Genomic DNA, 21484 nt, shown 5'->3' with positions numbered 1-21484 from the left:
ATTTGAGGCAAAATGTTTCGTTAGTCTCACAAGCCAGCTTACATTTTGGCGAAAAAGCAACACCCTTTTTCGAAGCCAGATCTTATGGCGAAAAAATTTTAGGAGGTCATTCCATGCAAACAAACAGAAAAAAAATGTTCACTATGTTAGTTACCACATCATTAATGGGAAGCTTAGTTGTTGCCTGTTCCTCCAACTCTTCATCACCTTCCCCGAGTCCCGCTGCTTCTACGGGAACAACGACGACGACAGCACCGAGTGCAGCAGCAGGAGCCGCTGTAACGTATCCGCTTAAAACAGACAAAACCTTAACGTACTGGGGTGAGCTGCCAGGCAACGTAACTGGGGTAAAAGCTACGCATGCCGACATTCCTTTCTTTCAAAATTGGCAAAAGGTCACGGGTGTTCCGCTAAAATTCATAGCGCCACCAACGAACCAAGCGAAACAATCACTGAATGTTCTGTTAGCAACTGGCGATCTGCCAGACATGATCGAATATAACTGGCAAGGGGATTTCCCAGGCGGCCCTGAAAAAGCCATTAAAGATGGATATATTTTGAAATTAAACGATACGATTGATAAATTTGCCCCTAATTTGAAGAAATATCTCAAAGAGCATCCTGATGTAGATAAACAAGTCAAAACAGATAACGGCAGTTACTATATGTTCCCTTTCATCCGCGGCGACGATTATTTACGAGTCTTCCAAGGACCGATTATACGAAAAGATTGGTTGGATGATCTAGGCCTGCCTGTCCCGCAAACCATTGATGAGTGGTATACAACACTGAAAGCGTTCAAAGAGAAAAAAGGAGCTACAGCAGCCTTCTCCGTCGTCAGTGTTCCTAGACCTTTCAATGAATCAGGTGGCGGCGCCTTCGCTGGTGCTTTCGGTGTCGTGCGTGATTTCTACCTTGACAATGGCGCGATTAAATTTGGTCCGGCTGAGAAAGGCTTCAAAGATTATCTCGCTACGCTGCACAAATGGTATGCGGAGGGTTTAATTGATAAGAACTTTGCTACAGCAGATGGTAAAGCTTTGGATGCCAACATGGCTTCTGGTGCAACTGGTGTAACGGTACAGAATGCCGGCGGTGGTATCGGTAAATGGCAGCCACTCATTACGGCTAAGGATCCTAAGGGTGTGCTCATCGGTGCCCCATATCCTGTAATCAACAAAGGCGACGTTCCATTCTACGGTCAAAAAGACCCTGCAAATGCGCCAGGTGGATCTGTTGCGATCACAGCTTCTTCTAAAAATATTGAAACTGCTGCTAAATTGCTTGACTATGGTTATTCGGATGCAGGTCACATGTACTTCAACTTCGGAACAGAAGGCACTTCCTACAAAATGGAAAACAATTATCCGAAGTACACGGATCTCTTGATGAACAACCCGGATAAACTGGCTCCTGCACAAGCGTTGTCCCTCTATATCCGCGGTAACTACAACGGTCCATTTGTCCAAGATAAACGTTATATTGAACAATATTTAGCTTTGCAAACGCAACGTGATGCAGTATCAACTTGGTCCAAAACCGATGTAGATAAGCACAAATTGCCACCGATCACAGCTACACCAGAAGAAAGTACAGAGCTTGCAAAAATCATGACAGATCTCGATACACTCGTGGATGAAATGACATTGAAAATTATTTTAGGCACAGAGCCTGTAGACAGCTTCGACAAATATGTTGAGAAATTCAAAAATGTGAAATTGAGCCGTGCGATTGAAATCAAGAAAGCTTCTCTTGATCGTTTCAACAAAAGATAAGAACTCCCACATGGGGCGAGGAGCACTAGCTCCTCCCTCCATGCCTTTAATATCTGCGGCGAAAGGAGAGATATTATGCGTAAACCAGCGGAGGCTAGCTTTTCCGTTCGCTTTAAACGCGATTTTATTTTGAATAAATATTTATACCTCATGATGGTTCCCGTACTGGCTTACTACTTTACTTTCCATTATGCGCCGATGTATGGAGCCCTAATTGCTTTCAAAGAATACACCCCGATCAAAGGCGTTTTCGGTAGTCCGTGGATTGGGTTTCAGAACTTTCAAGATTTCTTTACCAGCTATTACTTCTGGCGTATCCTGAAAAATACGATCATCATTTCTCTCTATTCGTTATGTTTTGAATTCCCTGCTCCTATTATCTTGGCCATTCTAATTAACGAGCTGACAAATAAGAAATTCCAACGCTTTGTGCAAACGGTTACTTATATGCCTTACTTTATCTCTCTTGTCGTCATTGCCGGGATGATTAAAGATTTCACGAACAATGGCGGACTAATAAATAACTTTATGACTTATTTTGGCGTGAATGATACAGCGATGCTGCAGAAGCCTGAGCTGTTTCGAACCATATATATTTTATCGGAAATTTGGCAAAAAATTGGTTGGGAATCGATTATTTATCTCGCTGCGCTAATGTCGATTGATCAGGAGCAGTACGAAGCTGCCAAAATGGATGGGGCCACACGATTGAAGTCGATTTGGCATATTACCTTGCCAGGTATTCTCCCTACTATTTCAATCATGTTCATTCTGCGTATGGGGAATTTATTAAATGTAGGCTTTGAGAAAATTATTTTGCTCTACAACCCGAGTACCTACGATACAGCTGACGTCATCTCATCCTTTGTCTATAGGAAAGGTTTACAAGAGTTTGGATGGAGCTTTTCTGCCTCCGTTGGCTTGTTCAACTCCGTAATCAATTTAGTTTTACTCATAACAGCCAACAAAATAAGTAAACGAATCAGTGAAAACAGCTTATGGTAGGAAGGAGGAGCTAGGATGAGAATCAGCTTTTCAGATCGAATATTCATCAGCGTTAACCATCTCTTATTGTTGTTATTAGTCATAGTAACCTTATATCCAATGATCTATGTCACCTTCTCTTCCTTCAGCGACGGCGCACAGCTCATCACGCATAAGGGTTTTCTGTATCGACCTCTTGGTTTTAGCTTGGAAGCTTACAAAAGCGTATTTAATAATCCTGCTATTCTCAAAGGCTACCGCAATACGTTGTTTATTCTTGTATTCGGGGTTACAACCAATTTGATTGTCACTGCTTTAGGAGCCTACGTGCTTTCTCGGAAAAATGTGATGTGGAACAAAATTTTTATGTTCATCGTCGTGCTTACTATGTTTTTCAGCGGCGGACTTATTCCCATGTATCTCGTTGTGAAAGGCGTTGGCTTAATTGACTCCTTATGGGCGACCATTTTACCTTTCGCGGTTAACACGTTTAACTTAATCATCATGCGCACAGCCTTTATGGCGGTTCCAGAAAGCCTGGAGGAGTCGGCGAAAATGGATGGTGCCAACCATTTCGTCATTCTATTCCGCATCATTATCCCACTCTCCATGCCCGTGATCGCCGTTATGATCTTGTACTATGCGGTTGAGAAGTGGAACGGCTGGTTCTATGCTTCCATCTTCCTCAAAGATCGTGATCTGTATCCACTGCAGCTCACGCTCAGGGAAATTTTGATCGCGAATAACACCGAGATGATGTCCACTGGTGCGAATCAGGCAGATCAGTTTCAGATCGGGGAAACGATTAAGTATGCCACCATCATGGTTGCCTCTGTACCGATTCTGATCCTCTATCCGTTCGTTCAAAAGTATTTTGTGAAAGGCGTCATGATTGGCGCTGTCAAAGGGTAAATACCACAAACGTCGTCCGCTCCGAATTGGAGGGACGGCTTTTTTTTTGCGCTTAGGCACAGGTAGCAATATTTCACTTGGCTAGGCAGACGCAGAGTCTGCCTTGCAATCAGGACATACATTATAGGGCAGATGAACTTTTATACTTGGTAAGGGGGAATCAATTTGCATATCGATCTTGGTTGCGGTCACCACAAGCATTTGAACTTCTACGGCATTGATCGCGCCCAGCTGCCAGGCGTTGATTTAGTATGCGATATCGATAAGGGCATTCCATTGCCCGACAATTCCGTGGAATTTGTCATGGCTAGTCGGAGTCTTCCCTATGTGACTGATTTGTTCGCTATCCTGTCTGAGCTTTATCGGATTTGTACGCATAAAGCGATTGTATGTATTCTCTCACCTTATGCTCATCATTTCCGTCATGCGTCTAATCCGTATTTGAAGCAAAAATTTGATGAATATACGCCTCGCTATTTAACAAATACCTTTCTTCAACCAGCAGGCAGTCCGATATGCCCCCCGGTGCCTGAGTACCTTGAGCATATAGTTCCATTTGATTACCGCCTCATTCGTATGGAATTCTTTTATGAACCGCCGTATTCAACAACGTTATATGAACAGGATGAATTAGATATGTTGCAATACGTGCAACCTAATCTGATTAGTGAAATTATGTATCATTTCGTTGTCGTGAAGAATGACATGCGAATCGATGATTGGAATCGCATTTGCCAAAAAAAATATGACGAACCCCAATGGACTCCCTCACTTCGACGTCAACAAGCACCTGAATCGGAAGACCGCCCTGAAGAAATCGACATCCCTCCCCTGACGCGCAAGCTTTCTCATACAAGCACAGCTATGAATGAGACTATGAAATCCTCCAAAAAACCATCTCAACCTGCTAAAAAGAAATCAAGCACACATAAGTAAGAATTTTCATCCGCTGATGATCATGTTTTAGGTTCTGGCTCATATCTTAAGACCATCGGCCTATTTTACTTTCCATCACCACACCGTTTGCTCGCTTCTTAGTAAGAACGGTACGAATACTAGGGGGTGACGATCATAGCTCTCGTCGTCAGGGCCACACTCAATGCAACTGGCGCGATTACGTTCACCGGAAATACACTTGGCCTAAGCCGCTCGAATACGGAAGGTGTGCCGGGAACACAAGACAGCATCGGTGCTTTTATCACGACCAATACAGCGCTTAAATATGGGACTTATCCATCAGGAACAACCAGTCTTTATACGCTCAATAACTCCTCCGCCATTTTAAATCTACCTGCTGGCAGTACCATTTTGTATGCGGAGTTGATCTGGGGCGGTACCTATGTGAATGGCACGGTTAACTTAACAGCTTTTATTAACAATGCCGTCACCTTTACCACTCCAGCAGGAACCAGCACCATTACGCCAGACGATGCAACCAAGAATGAATTCGACTTAGGCGGCGGAGCACTCGGATATGTCAGATCCGCTAACGTCACGACGCTCATACAATCAGGGATGGCTGGTACCTATACAACAGGAAATGTCGTTGGAACCATCGTAATTCCTGGTGATTCTACAGCCAATCATGCTGGTTGGACACTCGCTGTCATTTATCAGAACACCAGTTTGCCATTTCGGAATATGTCGCTGCGGGTTGGTGCTGTCCTTGTCCAAGCGACATCTCCGCCAGTCAATACCACAATTACCGGATTCGCCACACCAGTAACGGGTGCTCTAGGCGGCAGAGCCTTATTTAGCGCCCAGGAAGGAGATGCCAATCGAACTGGGGACCAAGCGCTATTCGGCCCGACAACCGCTTCCTTAGTTGCACTATCAGGACCCAACAACTTTGCCGCTAACTTCTTTGCCTCGCAAATCAATAATGACTTAGGGAACCTGAATACTACAGGTACTTTCGGAAGTTCCAATCAAATCAATGGGGCACCTGGTACCAATATTAGCGGCGGACGACAAGGTTGGGATATTACCAACATTGATGTATCTGCACGCCTTATAAACAATCAATCTTCAGCCGTGCTGCAATTAACGACCTCAGGGGACGCGTATGTAGTGAACGGAAATGGGATTCAGGTCGACATTAATGCACCTAAAATTAATGTCACCAAAAGCGCCAATGTTTCGGGATCCGTCCTAGGGGATACCATCACCTATAGTGTTACGACAAGCAACACGGGAACAGCCAGCGCAGCTAGTATTGTTTTGTCCGATGCATTGCCCGCAGGATCCACCTTCGTGGCTGGAAGCGTCACGGTAGCTGGAGTTGCCAAACCCACTTATGATATTACGGCCGGTGCCCCACTTGGCTCGCTTGCTTTCGGTACCTCGATTACCGTAACATACAAAGCTACCGTTACTAGTATTCCGACACCGCAACAGATCGCGAATATGGCAAATGCCGCTTTTACGTTCCAAAGCGTAGCTGGAGGTTCCGTTATCAGCGGTGTTATTCCGTCGAATACCGTGACTACACCGGTTTATGCGCCAAAAATTGGTATCGTGAAATCCGCCAACACCGCCAATGGCTCTGTGGGAAGTACCGTCACGTACACACTGCAAGTCGCCAATACAGGAAATATCGGAGCCAATGTCACCATCACCGATAATATCCCTCAGGGGACTTCCTATGTTGCGAATAGTTTCAAGGTCAATGGTGTGACTGTCCCTGGTGCGAATCCCGTGACAGGTGTCAACATCGGGACTGTAGCCGCCGGTGGAACATCAACGGTTACCTTCGATATTCTTATTCTCGTACTCCCTTCACCCTCACAAATTATTAATAAAGCGAATAGTACATACACCTTCCAACCGCCAGACGGCCGCACGATTTCTGGCTCTGCAGAATCCAATACACTCACAATTCCCGTTCGATTACCGAGCGTGGGTGCAGTCAAAAGCACGCCCGTTATTGATGCTGTCGTTGGAGATACCTTTACATACAACACTGTGATCACAAATTCAGGGGTAGCGAGCGTTACCAATGTTGTGCTGACAGATACGTTGCCAACTGGCGCCGTATTCGTTCCAGGAAGTGTACTTGTCGGTGGAATTTCGAAGCCAAGCGCTGTTCCAGACGGGGGGATTGGGGTTGGATCGATTGCTGCTGGGAGTTCTGCTACCGTCTCCTTTCAGGTGAATGTCGTTTCATTACCACCCTCAGGACAATTATCTAATCAGGCTGGAGTCTCTTACTCGTCAGGTACCTTTAACGGAACTTCGTTAACCAATACGATTACAACACCTGTTTTTCAACCCCAAGTCTCAATAGCCAAAAGCGTGAACAGAACGAACGTCACAGTAGGTGATACTCTGACCTACACACTGACGGTTAGCAATCAAGGTAATATCGCTGTTCAACCAACGATCGTGGATGCCATATCCGCATCAACTTCGTTTGTAACAGGCAGTGTTACGATAAATGGCGTCTCAAGCCCTGGTTCAAACCCTGCTACGGGCATCGTCGTAGGTTCACTTGCTCCATCCGGAACGACAATAATTACCTTCCAAGTTGTTTTGCAAAACTTGCCATCGCCGCCAAGACTCACGAATCTCGCTTCCGTCAACTACACGTATCAACCACCCGATGGGCGTGTATTGTCTGGAAGTTCCACATCCAACACGACCGACATCCCTGCCTCCGCACCCAATGTATTAGTCAATAAGACCGTGAACCTAACCTATGCAGCTATTGGTGATGTTCTTATTTATTCTCTCGATATCCTTAACAATAGTGTTGTTCAGGTTACCAATGTGGTGATCAATGATGCTCTTCCCACTGGTGTTACTTTCCTACCTGGAAGTGTGACAGTAGATGGCGTTTCCAAACCTGCGGCAGACCCCACAGCTGGCTATACGTTAGGTTCTCTGAATCCTGGCGTCACTTCTCATGTCGTTTTTCGTGGAACTGTCACTTCCGTTCCCAACCCGCCACAGGCTGAAAACCATGCGAGTATCAGCTTCACGTCTGGCGCATTTTCTGGGGCAACCTTTTCGAACACTGTCATCACCTACATCGAACAGCCGATCATTTCCCTCACCAAGACTGCTAGTCAATCCATAGCGGTTATTGGCGACATCGTTGCGTACACGATTGAAGTGCGTAACACCGGAAGTAAAGCGGCTACTGTTACAATTTATGATAATATTCCTGCTGGCAGTTCCTTTCTTGTAAACAGTGTTAGCGTCGATAACGCGCCATTGCCTGGCGTTGACCCTGTAAGCGGCATCCCTATCGGTACCATTTCGGCAGGAGGTACTAGGAATGTCTCCTTTTTGGTGACAGTAGAGTCGCTGCCTAACCCGCAACAATTAGTGGACCAGGGCACAGCTAACTACACATTTACACTCACCGATGGCCGTTCTCTCTCCGGATCAGGGAGCTCCAATACGGTCACGATTCCCGTATCTGCCCCTAACGTTTTGGTGATGGAAACTGTTAATGTGAGCACAGCTATTCAAGGTGACACGGTTAGATACACCGTTATTGTCACCAATCAAGGTGTTGCGAACGTCAACAATGTTATTTTGACCAGCATTGCCGATGTAAGCACTTCATTCATTCCCGGAAGCGTCATCGTAAATGGCGTACCTTCGCCTAACACGAATCCGTCCACCGGTATTCCAATCGGTACCCTGGCTCCCAATGCACCGGTTACCGTGACATTTGAGGTGAAAATCACAATGCCAACGCCACAAATCATTAACCAATCCAGTGTCAGCTTCACATCTGGGACATTCTCAGGATCTTCCTCTTCGAATAATGTTGTTACGCCTGTTATCCAAGCTAATATTACATTGGTCAAATCTGCCAATACGGCGAATGCAACAGTTGGAGATACCGTTGTATACAGTATTTTAGTGACGAATACAGGGAATCTTCAAGCTGACGTCATCGTAACAGATACGATTCCAGCTGGAACCTCGTTCGTTCAGAATAGTGCACTCGTAGATGGGACACCACAGCCAGGTGCTGATCCTGTTGCTGGTATTAATGCTGGAACGATTGCAGCCGGCGGCTCCAAAACAGTTTCCTTCTCGGTTATCATTAACACCCTGCCTAGTCCACAAATAATCAGTAATACGGGAACGGCAAGTTACACATTTATTCCACCGGATGGTCGTATTGTTACACGAACGTCTACCTCCAACACGGTTTCGTTCCCCGTTTCGTCACCAAATGTTTCCGTAGCCAAAAGCACAACATCCACAGCGTTAACAATCGGTGATACGATCACCTACACATCACTCATTACGAATAACGGGATTACCGCAATCAATAATGCATCCTTTTCTGACCAAATCCCAACAGGAGGCACTTTTGTTCCCGGAAGTGTTGTTATCATCGGTGCACCTACGCCTGTCGTGCCTCCGAATCCGGCTTCTGGTGTAACTCTTGGTACGATTAATGCTGGTGCAACCGTTACCGTTTCCTTCAATGTGGTCGTTACTTCATTGCCAAGTCCTGCGCAATTCAGTAACTTCTCGGCAGTCAGTTTTACTTCTGGCGCGTTCTCTAGCACAACCACTTCGAATACCATTACAACACCTATTTATCAACCTATTCTTAGTGTACTCAAAAGTGCCAACAGCACGAATGCCACGGTCGGAGATACCATCGTTTACACCCTCAACGTCTCCAATACAGGAAATTATGCAGCTGATGTGTTCATTACGGATACGATTCCTTCCAATACGACATTCCTTGTGAACAGCGTATTTGTTGGCAATCTGCCATGGCCGGGCGCAGACCCAGCAACAGGTTTTTCCATCGGTACGGTTAATCCTGGGACGACAGTTCCCGTCAGTTTCTCCATCATTATCGATTCACTGCCAAACCCACAACTTTTAACCAATACCGCAACAGCTGCCTATTCGTTTATGCTGCCTGATGGTCGCACATTCAATCGCAGTACGAATTCGAATACGGTCACTATTTCCGTTTCTTCACCTGACGTCATCATTGTCAAAAGCACGACAGTTACAGACGCTGTCGTGAACGATATCATTCCTTATTCGTTCGTCATCACTAACAGTGGTATTGCTCCTATCAATAACGTCGTGTTCTCAGATCCACTGCCTTCTGGGGAAGTGTTCGTCCCTGGAAGTGTCGTCATAACTGGGGCGCCAACACCTCCCGTTCCACCGAATCCAGTGGCAGGAATAGGGCTCGGTACGATTGCAGCGGGAGCTACCGTTACCATTACATTCAATGTGCAGGTCGTTGCTTTGCCAAATCCTGCACAATTGAATAACTATGGAACAGTCAGCTTCACATCAGGTGCTTTCTCGGCGGTTACGTTCTCCAATACCATCACTACACCTGTTTATCAGCCGATTCTTGCTGCTGTGAAGAGCTCTAGCACGACCAACGCAACGATTGGCGATTTGATTATTTACACTATCAACGTAACGAATACGGGGAATTACCCTGCATCTGTCTCCTTGGTCGACACGATTCCGAATGGTACACTGTTCCAAACGAACAGTGTCGTCTTGAATGGCATGACACAACCAGGCGCAGACCCTGCTGTCGGCATACCGTTCACCTCACAGCCTGGAGCTACCGACATCGTTACCTTCGGTGTTGTGATCGTATCTTTACCAAATCCGCAATTGCTAACGAATGTAGCAACGGCCAACTTCACCTTTATTCCACCTGATGGTCGTGTACTTACGGGGACAATCAATTCCAATACCGTGAACATCCCTGTTTCCGCTCCTAACGTCACGGTTGTCAAATCAACAACAGCAACCGATGCTGTTGTTGGCGATGCGATTACTTATTCCGCTACCATCGCGAATAGCGGTATATCTACCGTCAATAACGTTCACTTCTTTGATCAGCTTCCTGCTTTCACTGCGTTCATTCCTGGCAGCGTCACGATCAATGGTGTCGCAGCACCCAATGCAAACCCAACGAACGGCATTGCACTGGGCTCCATTCTGCCTGGCAACATGGTAACGGTCAACTTCAATGTCACCGTAACAGCCTTACCACCTTCCCAGCAATTAGTTAATCAGTCGTCTGTCAGCTTCACAACTGGCTCTTTCGCAGCATCTGCCTTCTCCAACACCGTTATTATTCCGGTTTACCAACCGATTATCTCGGTTCTGAAAAGCGCGAACACAACGAACGCAACAGTAGGCGATACGATCATTTACTCCCTTACGCTTCATAATGCTGGAAATCTTCCTGCTGATGCCATTGTGTTTGACTCTATCCCTACGGGTACCGCCTTTGTTCCCAACAGCGTCATCATCAACGGGGTTACTCAGCCAGGCGCAAACCCAGCAACTGGAATCAACGCGGGTACCATTGCACCAGGCGCTTCGGTCGATGTAAGAATTACGCTGGAGGTAACGGTTGATGCACTGCCATCTCCTCAGCTTCTGTCCAACCAAGCAACAGCGAACTATACGTACTCACCGCCAGATGGTCGTCCGTTATCAGGAACCGTCCTTTCCAATATACTGATTATTCCTGTCTCGGCACCTAATGTAACGGTTGTGAAAAGCACGAATGCCATCGACGCGATTGTTGGCGACACGATTCAGTACACGATCATTGTCACCAATAGCGGTATTGAAGCTGTAAATAACGTCATATTAACAGACCCTATTCCAACAGGAACCGTCTTTATTGCAGGCAGTGTAACCGTGGATGGCGTATCTAAACCAACGCTGAATCCGAGCACAGGGGTTCCAATTGGCACGATTCCTGCCGGTTCTTCTGTGACAGTTATGTTCGAGGTGACGGTCGTATGACGACCGACTCCCACTCTTCGAACCACCTTATCAATCAATCTGTCGTAAGATTCAGTTCAGGCACCTCCACCAGCCATTCTTACTCCAACATCGTAGATACGCCAGTGGTTGGTCCGGTCATTACTGTACTCAAAAAGGCAAACACCCATCTGGCCGTTCTAGGCCAGATCATCACCTATACCTTGACGATCGCCAATAAGGGTAACTTGGATGCACAAGTTACCCTTTTTGACAACATACCTGAAGGTACTGCCTTTATTCCAAACAGCGTCATCGTTGATAATACCCCGTTGCCTATGGCCCGACCTGATCAAGGCATTCCGCTCGGGAAGGTGCAAGTATGCCAAACCATTGAAGTTACCTTTCAAGTCATTGTTCTAGAGGAACCTGCTACCCGACAACTGAAGAATCAAGCAACAACCGTATATTACTTCCATACACCTGGAGGTAGAGATGTTTCAGGTAGCTCGAAGTCCAACACCGTCATCATTCCGTTCAAAGAAACGAAAATAAGGTTCACCAAACGAGCAAACACAACATCCACGTATGTGGGTGACTCCGTAACTTTTTATTTTACGATAACGAATGACGAAGATTGTCCCATACATCATCCTTTTTTCAAAGATGAATTACCAACTGGCGTTGCTTTTGTAACTGGAAGTGTCAAAATAAATGAGGTTAGTTACCCTTCCGCTAATCCGAACGATGGCATTAAACTGGGTGAGATCCCAGCGCATTCCGAAGTTTGCCTTCAATTTCAAGTGACGATTATGCATGCCCCTGCCTCTCATTGCATCATCAATTCAGCCATCCTTACGTATGCTAATGGCGAGCACAAAGGAAAGATCGTTTCGAATTCGATATCACTCCACGTGTACGATCCTGCCCTATCCGTCATTGAATCCGTGCTTGAACCGCAGGCTACTCTTGGGGATACGTTGGCATATACCCTTACAATCACCAATCATGGCAATGTGGCTACAGAAGTTCAGATTTCCGATTTCATTCCTGAAGGCAGTTTCTATGTCGTTGGAAGCCTCACTATTAATGGCGTGCCTTACAGCCAAAAGATACTTCCCAGCTCCGTCCCGATAGGTACGTTGCAGCCTAATACGTCATTTCTTGTGAAATTCCAAGTCACTGTCAATTCGTTTGCTATCTCCTTGGATCAGAGACTGCTGATTGGTCAAACGCATGTATCATTTATTTACCGACTGCCAGACGCTCGCATAGTCTCCAATCAATTGTTATCCAATCTAGTAAGCGTTGAACTCTTACTGCCCATCATGGATATCTTGCTGTCTGCTTCTCCTCATCAAGCCGAACCTGGTACGATTATCCATTATCAAATACTCATAGCCAACACTGGAAATTTGGTTGCGAATCAAGTGTATCTGAATGACTGGATTTCTCAGCTAAATACACTGATTCCCGGTTCACTGCAGATTAATGACGTTCCACTCCAACAAGTGAATGTGAAACAACCGGTATTCCTAGGCAATCTACAGCCTCGTTCAACGATTGAAATCACCTATGACGCTTCCATTATTCATCATTCCAACGTCAGACGCCTCACCCTGCGGGTAGCGGCAACGTATCAATATCAAGTCAATGAACCCGTTCATACGGGGACTGTGTTATCTAATGTTATTGTCATTCGAATTGATCATTCGGAGGAATAATTGAGAGGATGCGGCGGCGGCGGTTGGCGCTTCCAGGGCTGTAAGTCGATTTTTTCGACTTACACGGGCTCGGCACTGCGTGCCCCCCCTAGAACTTCATAACAAACAAAGCCGAGGCTGTAATAGCCTCGGCTTTGTTTGTTAATTTCGATCATTAATCGCTTTGATGATTTCCACAGGGATTTTCGGCTTGCGATCATAGGTTAGCAACCCATTGATTTCCTGTTCAACATCCGTCAATTGCGTATAACAGTAGCCTTGCACAACGCCTGAGTTCAGCAGAGGACGAATGACGGCACGCAGCTTTTGCTCATAATCTTCGTCGTTATCTGCACCGGAGTAGCCCCAGCCTTCCCATTCACTCTTCTTGTAAGCAATCCCGCCAAATTCGGTTACCAGGATCGGCTGATTTTGATAAGGGAACCCTTCTACAAACAAACGCCGATTCGCCGGCATCGCATGAATGGCCTTTTCCTTGGAGCTGTAACGCTCGCTCAGGACTTCTTCCCTCCACTCATAATCATGAATGGCGAATAAATCGGTCGTCACGAGCTCCCATCCATCATTCGAGATAACAGGACGCATCGGATCCAACGATTTGCTCAAATGATACATCGTTAAAGCATGCTGCTGCTGCAGTTTATCGATTTGAATGTTCGGCACACCCCAGCTTTCATTGAGCGGTACCCAAGCAATAATGGACGGGTGATTGTAATCCCGCTCCATCGAAGCGATCCATTCTTTCGTGAATTGACCTACGTATTTATCCGAATACTCATAGGCATTTGCGGCTTCACTCCAAACTACAAGCCCAAGCACATCGCACCAGTAGAGGAATCTTGGATCCTCCAGCTTCTGATGCTTCCGAGCCCCATTGAACCCCATCGCTTTGGTAAGCTCAACATCTTGTTTAATCGCATCGTCGCTCGGCGGTGTTAAGTTTCCATCTGGGAAGTAGCCTTGATCCAGCACCATTTTCAGGAAATAAGGACGATTATTCAAGCACAATTTGCCATCCTCGATCGAAACCTTGCGCATACCAAAGTAACTTCCTACAACATCCTCAACCTCATTATCGACCAGCAGCGTAAAAGTAACATCGTATAAGTTCGGTTTCTCTGGTGTCCACCATCCGCCAAGCCCATGATCATTAAAATCATTCAAACGTATCTTCCGTGCACCTGTCCCGCTTCTAATCCCATACACATCTTCCGAAACTAGCTCGCCTTTAAAAGATATCGCCACCTTCAACTGATACTTGGATGTCGAAAGTGCATCAATACCTTCGATTGCATAGCTGATTTCGATCTGCTTCGCATCGATGTCTGGCGTCATCTTCACCTTATCTAAGTAGGCATGCTCAGAAACAGCTTCCATCCAAACTGTTTGCCAAATCCCAGTAGTTCTTGTGTAAAAAATACTCGCGGAATCCGCTTTCCAATACTGCTTTCCTCTAGGGAGTGTTACGTCTTTGCTAAAATCCACAGCCTTCACAACAAGCTTATTCGTGCCCGCTTGAAGCGCTTCCGTAATATCCGCATGGAATGGCGTATGACCACCTTCATGAGTCGCTACTAGAATGCCGTTCACCCAAACCGATGCTAGGTAATCCACCGCACCAAAATGAAGCAGAATCCGTTTACCGGCAAACGACTGCGGAATTTCGAGCTCGCGGCGGTACCAAACGATATCGTGGAATTCATTACTTCCAATCCCGCTCAATTGACTTTGAAAAGCGAACGGTACTTGAATCGTCTGCGAGAACGATTTTTCGCCTTTATGCCATTTTTGTTTTGTTCCTACGGATTCATCATCAAACTCGAACTGCCATTCTCCATTCAAGTTGATCCAGCTATCTCGTACAAATTGCGGTCTAGGATATTCAACTCTCGGTTGGTTGCTCATTGTAAAGGAAAACCTCCAATTAGATAATTTTTAAGTTAACTAAATAACGTAATAATCCCTAAACTTATTATGCAATCGCCCGAAAACAAAGTCAATACATGTTATTCAATTAACTTTTAAGTTAATCTAATGTTTTACCTAATGGCACTAACCTCACTTCTTACTCCCACTTCACCTTACTCATTACTCATTACTCACTTCTTACTACTCTCTGCTTACTGCTTACTGCTTACTGCTTACTGCTCACTGCTTACTGCTCACTACTTACTTATTAATACTCCCCCCTTCTCACTCCCCCAAAATTTCATCACTATCCACCTCCCCACCCACAAGCACGTTTAACTGGAAAAACTACATCTATTTCAGCGCTTTTCCTTCGAAATTTATGATTAGCTGGAAAACCTACATCTAATTTCCTCCGTTTCCCAGTTTCCAGTAGAAATGAGTAAAATTAGCTACATATAATCCAGTTATTCCTTTAAAATCGTGAAATCCGCAGGATTTAACTGGATATTTTCCAGCTATTTCGCCTTAGCTTTGTTACCAAAAAAAATAGACCCCCACATAGATATTCTCTACGTGAGGGTCCTCAAATCATAAATTAGTCGATGTAGCCGGCCATGCCATTTTTCATCAAGTACTCCATCTCGGCTTCCAGAATCGTGTCCACCGTAAGTTCACTTAGCTTCACGTCTGGACGGCCTAGAATATGATCAATCAGATCATCGCTGTCGATATCTACAGCACCTTTCGAGCCCTGTTCCGCTTTGGCTATATAGGCTTTCTCATGTTTCAAAACTAACTCAATTTGCTTCGGATCTGCCTTCGTCTTGCTGATGATGAATTGTAAAAGCTCCTGCTCATTCACGCTTGCAGTCATTCGTCTCACTCCTATTCAATGTATGCATTCTATTGTACACCATAGATGGACAAAAAGAGACCCACAGCAACGAGCTGCGGGTCTAAAGATTTATATTTTAAAAGGGGGTCGTCTTTTATTATAACCGGCTTACATGTATGGCAGATGTCTACTATATTTCTTTTATATTACAAATTTACATTGATCACGTAAGGAACGATGAAAACTTCGTTATTTTGCTGAAACTGGCCCCAAATTTTGTAGATCCCTTTGGAAGGAAATACAATTTTAAATGCCGCGGTTGGCCCCGAAGTCGCTGCTGGGTCAGCCGGATGCACATGAACAAAATCATTCCCATCCTCACTAATGGCAACAACATGTCCAGCACTCCCAAGATATGGCTGGAGATTCGTTACAGGTGTTTTGGCAGCTCCCTGCTTGAACGTGAACACCATGTCCAGCTCCATGCCTGCCATGAGATGATCGAAGGCTAGGGTGACTTCCTTGTCACCAACCTGTTTCGTTAAGCTTTTATCCGGCTGCAACTTAACAGCCTTCGGCGCCTTTCCGTTAATGGTCAACCAATGGGACTGCACACTTTCCCCTAAGCCCGTTGGCGTGAAATCCGCAATTAGCTGATAGTAACCTCCTGCTGGGAACGACGTTTGGACATCAAATCGCCCCGCGCCTGCATAGGTGGGATGCAAGTGTTCGAAGTAGGACAAATCCTTACTTACCACAATAAGGTGCATAAGTTTTTCGTGCATGACATCGAATTTCTCGATGGGGCGATTCCATTTATTTTGAACCAGAATCGTAATGTCGGATAATTCTTTCGGTAAATAATTCGGTGAATCCACCGAAAAATGAGCAATCGCATCGCTCGTATGTTGATGTGTAACGGATGACGATGACATCGTCATGCCCGACATGCTCGACATATCGGACATATCAATCGTCGTGGTGGCTGACGAACCGCAAGCGGATAGGAGTACAACTAAGCAAGTTAATGGCCTTGTCTTTAATTTCATTTGCTTGAGTCGGATGAAACTGGTGCGGCAAGAATACTTAATCCCAACGAGGACAGTGCACACAGGAAGATCGAGCCACTCCAGAGCTCTGGGGACCAGTTCAATGTTTCAAATAATTTCAAATGTGCGAAATATAGCCCCCAGATCAAGACAGGCAGTACAAAGAAGACAGCTTTATACCGCCAATTTGCTGCGTCTCGATCTTTGAACTCTCGAAACAACAGATCACCGATCACACCGCTTATGAGCAATATGATAATCGAGCTAGTGTCTCTAAATCCGTCCAGCACCGCTAGGAATATCGACTCAAATAGAAAAAAGAAAGTAACCGTACCGAACGGCAGTTTCCATCTGCGCAGAACAAACATCAATGGAATCACAAGAATCATCGTCGTAATGAGGAAGTCCACCACAGCTCTTCCAATCGCATCCTCGCCTCTTGCCATCCATAGATTCTGTCGGAACGACCATGCGTACATAAGGAAGAAGGCGAACACCGTAAAGGTTAGCCCTATCGAAGTTAACGCCGGTAACAATTGGCGAAACGTCGGTGCAGTCCCCTTTTCAGCAGCGCTGATCGCACGATAGGGACTTGTCAGAATCATTAAGGCACCCGAAAGCAGCAGAAGATGCGTGGGGCTAAGCAGGGCTTCGATATTTTTTTCAATCCCAAACACCGTATGCCAGTACATATCACCAAGCCCACCTACAAAGAAGAGAATGACGCCAGCAACACCAAGTTTGTAACCGACGGGAATCGCACTGAACCATGAGGTTGATTGCGTCCTGATTTTGTTCGAACGAATCATCATAAAGATCCACACCGCACAAGCCAAATAGCCAGAGTACAGAATCGCGTGCCACGGTGTAAAAAAAGTTTCTACAGCACCATGGTTATGGGCAAAACCATCAATAAACAAACCAATGATAAGCCACATGCCCATGATCATCGTGATCGAATGCTTGGACGTAGTCGTGGTTACTCGTGCCCTACTCGCCTCTATTTGGACAGACACAACAATCAGCTCCTTATGAAAGGGGTAAATTTAATTCCTCAGGGGTACTCCGTCCATCATATAATGCCTGTTGACGCAGCACCACATATAACTCTGCTTTCGTAGAATTATAATACGGTAATACGAACAACACGCCTACGCCAAGTGCTAAGGTACCGAGAAGGAACCATCCAATAAATGATAGATCTAGAACAAACATCCGCCATTTATGGCCTCGCGTCATCTGATTGCTAAGTTGAACGGCTCTTTTACGACCAATTGTTGGATTGTCACCGAGAATATAAGGAACCATGCTATACGCATAGGACTTCACAATGCCTGGAATGATGAGCAATAAATACCATAAGAAATTAAGCAAAGCACTCCAAAACATACCTGCAACAGCGCCCATATATCTGCCTTTTCCAAATACATAGAGCAGGTAATTTAAATCAGCCTCACCCTGGGAAGCTTGTTTAAAATATTGATGCATATTCACCTTGAATGGGGCAAGTACAAAAATGTTGAATGCGGCTGCGAACAATCCAATTACAATCGCAACAATAATGATGAAGATCAGAATAAGTACACCAATACCATCAGAGATATCCCCAAAGTCGGTATGCAGGTTGGATAAGTTCAGGGAGGAGCCATTATCTGAGTTCCACGAGCAGCTAGGAATCCCGCCACTAATAATAGCTAGCAGCAAGCTGACCAGAAATGCCTTCCAATACGTTGTTCGCAGTACTTGTTTCGCTCGATTCTTCAACTCTTTACGCGACCAATGCACGCAATCCCTCCTCAGGTAAAACCATATATACCATCTTATTTTATCTCACATAGTCATAGAACAATACCTTTTTTTTCCAATAACATTCAGTCCTTTGCATACAAAAAAACACGATCCCCTGAGCAGGAACCGTGTCACAAACTTCACCCATAAAAACATCTCATCCAAATATCTTGCTCGTAATTTCCGAATCCTTTGCCAAAAAGTGTTAGACCACCGCGCCCACGTTTCGTATCCTCCGCACTAATTCGAAATACCCAGTACTTCGGATCAATTCGCAGGTCCGTGATGCTAATGTCTGAAAGGCGCTGACCATCCATATACGTGCCACTTTCCGTAATGCGAAGAATCTTCAGCAGCCCGTACTGATTCACGTCCGAGTGCCACCACTCTGGCGTTAGCTTCCCTCTCGTTTTCCCATAATCACCTGGACTAGTCCATCTGCCAAGCACCGTATCATTGAGCGTAAAACAAATATCGGAGGGCCAGTTTTCATTCACTTGAGGAGCTTCCGATCCAATTTCCAACGAAATTTCGATCTCCTTTAAACTGTCATCTTTTAACAAATAATTGGGCACTTTGTACTCGACAAATCCCTTCGCAAACCAGAGAATACCTGCTTCTACCCTCTCCGGATCCATAAAATAGGTCGGATTATCATAGTGGCCAATCATCTTCTCGGTAGTCGCCAGTCCACATGTCGGCCATGCTTCATAATCGGTGTAATGACCAATCGGGACAGACACTTCCTTACATTTGTGCAAGGAGGTTCTTTCTGGCGAGAGCTTGATTTGCAAATAGGACGTGTTCACATAGCAATATTTGTAGGTACCGCCGTTAACTCGCCTCATCTTGCTCCCAACGAGTCCGGCTTGTTCGAGTTTGTTCACATGGCTGCTGACAATTGCATTACTAAGATAAAGCTCGGCAGCAAGTTCCTTAATATGCATTTCCTTGATAAATAGTTTATCTATGATTTTCAGGCGAACTTCACTCGCCAATGCTTCATACACCTGAAGCGACGCAGCATCCGTCTTTAGATACATCGGTTCACACCCTTTAGAATACGCAATTTTATTAATCCTACAAAATTGATGTTGAAGATTAACTCTATTATCGTACATAATAAAGATGAAATCAATAAGCTATGAATTCACGAATAAGCTAATTCTTAATATAAGGAGCGATCGATCATGTCTTTACGTTCACAAATGCTCATCGACAAAAATTTTGTTCTAGCTCAAATTGACCCTCGTCTATATGGATCCTTTATCGAACACTTGGGACGTGCTGTTTATGGTGGTATTTACGAACCAGATCACCCAACTGCGGATGCGAATGGCTTCCGACAAGATACGATTGAAGCTATCCGTACGCTGCAAGTTCCGATTATTCGCTATCCAGGCGGCAACTTTGTTTCTGGTTACAATTGGGAGGATGGCGTCGGGCCTAAGAAAGACCGTAAGCGATTGCTAGAGCTTGCTTGGTGGACAACGGAGACGAATGAAGTCGGTACGAATGAATTCGCTGATTTGGCGAAGTTAGTTGGTTCAGAGGTTATGATGGCGGTTAATCTCGGCACACGCGGCATCGACGATGCCAGAAATCTGATCGAGTATTGTAATCATCCTTCAGGCTCTTACTTTAGTGATCTACGTATTTCACATGGCTATAAGGAACCTCATCGCTTCAAAACCTGGTGCCTGGGCAACGAAATGGATGGACCTTGGCAGATCGGCACGAAGACTGCTGTTGAGTATGGTCGCCTCGCGAATGAAACCGCCAAAGTGATGCGCTGGGTAGATCCTACCATCGAGTTAGTGGCGTGTGGCAGCTCATCAAGCGGTATGAGTACGTTTGCCGATTGGGAGGCTACCGTTCTGGATTTGAGTTATGACAATGTTGACTATCTGTCGCTGCATGCTTATTACAATAATAATAGCAACGATACAGCCAATTTCCTTGCCACATCATTGAATTTAGATCAGTTCATTAGCAGTGTCGCAGCCATTTGTGATTATGTGAAAGCCAAGAAGCGCAGTAAGAAAAAACTCATGCTCTCCTTAGATGAATGGAATGTCTGGCATACGATTGGCTCAAGTCGCGCGGAAGAGCGTTGGCAGATTGCTCCACCCGAATTTGAAGATGTGTATACCCATGAAGATGCACTGGCCGTTGGCTGTTTCCTTATTACGTTACTCAAGCATGCTGATCGTGTCAAAATGGCTTGCATGGCGCAATTGATTAACGTTATTGCACCGATTACGACAGAAACTGGTGGTCCGCTGTGGCTGCAAACGACTTACTATCCATTCCTTCATGCTTCCATCTATGGCCGAGGAACTGTCCTTCATACCGTTAATTCTTCACCCAAATATGATTCCAAAGATTATACTGATGTCCCTTATCTGGAATCGATTTGCGTGTACGACGAGGAGCAAGGTTTTATTACGGTTTTTGCTGTCAATCGCCATCTTTCAGAAGCCATGGAACTGGATCTCGACATCCGCAGCTTCGGCGATGTTAGCTTGATCGAGCACATCGCACTGGAACACGAAGACCTGAAAGCGGTGAACACGAAGGCTAACCCACATCATGTTACCCCGCATCGTGGCGGTCTATCCGTTCTGGACAATGGACACGTCAAAAGCAACCTTGCCAAAGCATCATGGAATGTTATTCGTCTTCAAACCAAACAAGGATAAGCTATGCCTAGATACAATAAACGAGGGTTTCCTGTTTGCCATGGAGGTGGCGGGGAAATCCTCG

The 21484-nt window shown here is 45.5% G+C and carries 13 protein-coding genes; 7 read left to right on the top strand and 6 right to left on the bottom strand.

Annotated elements, in window-relative coordinates:
* Positions 1–113: 113 nt before the first annotated feature.
* The 6 genes from GC096_RS24350 (at position 114) to GC096_RS24325 (ending at position 13135) form a co-directional block, all read left to right on the top strand.
* Positions 114–1775: a type 2 periplasmic-binding domain-containing protein gene (locus GC096_RS24350; protein ID WP_171633892.1), complete on the top strand. Its 1662-nt coding sequence runs from the start codon at positions 114–116 to the stop codon at positions 1773–1775.
* 75 nt (positions 1776–1850) lie between these two features.
* The gene (locus tag GC096_RS24345; protein ID WP_171633891.1) at positions 1851–2780 is read left to right on the top strand and encodes an ABC transporter permease; all 930 of its coding nucleotides are present in this window, start codon (positions 1851–1853) and stop codon (positions 2778–2780) included.
* Positions 2781–2795: 15 nt separating this feature from the next.
* Complete coding sequence (locus tag GC096_RS24340) at positions 2796–3671, top strand: carbohydrate ABC transporter permease (RefSeq protein ID WP_171633890.1); 876 nt, start codon at positions 2796–2798, stop codon at positions 3669–3671.
* A gap of 165 nt (positions 3672–3836) precedes the next feature.
* Positions 3837–4607 (top strand): methyltransferase domain-containing protein, encoded by a 771-nt coding sequence (locus tag GC096_RS24335; protein WP_171633889.1) that lies wholly within the window; start codon positions 3837–3839, stop codon positions 4605–4607.
* Between the two features lie 126 nt (positions 4608–4733).
* Positions 4734–11453, top strand: a complete 6720-nt coding sequence (locus GC096_RS24330) for a CLIPPER-2 domain-containing protein (RefSeq protein WP_171633888.1) — start codon at positions 4734–4736, stop codon at positions 11451–11453.
* Positions 11450–13135: a DUF11 domain-containing protein gene (locus GC096_RS24325; RefSeq protein ID WP_171633887.1), complete on the top strand. Its 1686-nt coding sequence runs from the start codon at positions 11450–11452 to the stop codon at positions 13133–13135. The genes GC096_RS24330 and GC096_RS24325 overlap by 4 nt, the downstream gene beginning before the upstream one ends.
* 141 nt (positions 13136–13276) lie before the next feature.
* On the opposite strand, the gene GC096_RS24320 is transcribed toward GC096_RS24325, so the two are convergent.
* The 6 genes from GC096_RS24320 to GC096_RS24295 all read right to left on the bottom strand — a co-directional run bounded on the left by GC096_RS24320 (position 13277) and on the right by GC096_RS24295 (position 19761).
* The gene (locus GC096_RS24320; protein ID WP_171633886.1) at positions 13277–15040 is read right to left on the bottom strand and encodes a glycoside hydrolase family 2 protein; all 1764 of its coding nucleotides are present in this window, start codon (positions 15038–15040) and stop codon (positions 13277–13279) included.
* Between the two features lie 601 nt (positions 15041–15641).
* Positions 15642–15920 carry a hypothetical protein gene (locus GC096_RS24315; RefSeq protein WP_171633885.1) on the bottom strand — a complete coding sequence of 93 codons (279 nt, stop codon included), beginning with the start codon at positions 15918–15920 and terminating at the stop codon, positions 15642–15644.
* Between the two features lie 167 nt (positions 15921–16087).
* A complete protein-coding gene (locus GC096_RS24310; protein WP_171633884.1) occupies positions 16088–16930 on the bottom strand; it encodes a DUF8832 domain-containing protein in 843 nt (280 codons plus the stop codon).
* A complete protein-coding gene (locus GC096_RS24305) occupies positions 16927–17946 on the bottom strand; it encodes a hypothetical protein (RefSeq protein ID WP_171633883.1) in 1020 nt (339 codons plus the stop codon). Before GC096_RS24305 ends, GC096_RS24310 begins: the two co-directional genes overlap by 4 nt.
* Before the next feature lie 13 nt (positions 17947–17959).
* Positions 17960–18715: a DUF975 family protein gene (locus tag GC096_RS24300; protein ID WP_171633882.1), complete on the bottom strand. Its 756-nt coding sequence runs from the start codon at positions 18713–18715 to the stop codon at positions 17960–17962.
* A gap of 143 nt (positions 18716–18858) precedes the next feature.
* Complete coding sequence (locus GC096_RS24295; protein WP_171633881.1) at positions 18859–19761, bottom strand: ArsR/SmtB family transcription factor; 903 nt, start codon at positions 19759–19761, stop codon at positions 18859–18861.
* A 147-nt stretch (positions 19762–19908) separates the two neighbouring features.
* On the opposite strand from GC096_RS24295, the gene arfA reads away from it, so the two are divergent.
* Positions 19909–21420 (top strand): arabinosylfuranosidase ArfA, encoded by a 1512-nt coding sequence (arfA, locus tag GC096_RS24290; RefSeq protein WP_171633880.1) that lies wholly within the window; start codon positions 19909–19911, stop codon positions 21418–21420.
* Positions 21421–21484: the final 64 nt, after the last annotated feature.

It is taken from the genome of Paenibacillus plantarum, from assembly GCF_013141695.1.
Lineage (GTDB): Bacteria > Bacillota > Bacilli > Paenibacillales > NBRC-103111 > Paenibacillus_E > Paenibacillus_E plantarum.
Note: the sequence above shows the minus strand (reverse complement) of the source record. Positions and strands in the feature narration are given on the sequence as shown.